This is a genomic window from Gelidibacter salicanalis, from assembly GCF_016469035.1.
GTDB lineage: Bacteria > Bacteroidota > Bacteroidia > Flavobacteriales > Flavobacteriaceae > Gelidibacter > Gelidibacter salicanalis_A.
Window position 1 is genome coordinate 1 of sequence record NZ_JAEHJZ010000239.1, and the last position, 208, is coordinate 208.

The following is a 208-nucleotide window of genomic DNA, read 5'->3' on the forward strand; positions in this document are numbered from 1 at the left end:
AATCACAAACATGTCGTCGACGCCAAGTCCCAAGAGAAGGCAAGGAATGAGGGAATGCATGGGGCCGTAATCCAAACCCATGAGCGAGCAAAGTCCCATGGAGACCAGAATGGACAGTCCGGAACTCGTAATGCCCATGGCACCCAAGAAAGCCCTTTGTTCCACGCGGTTGAAGCGGCCCAGCATGGATTGAACGTAGACATAGATC

1 protein-coding gene is annotated in these 208 nt (G+C 52.9%); it reads right to left on the reverse strand.

Going from position 1 to position 208, the window contains the following annotated elements:
• The coding region (locus JEM65_RS21435; RefSeq protein WP_199603771.1) for a hypothetical protein at nucleotides 1-208 on the reverse strand (208 nt) is incomplete at both ends.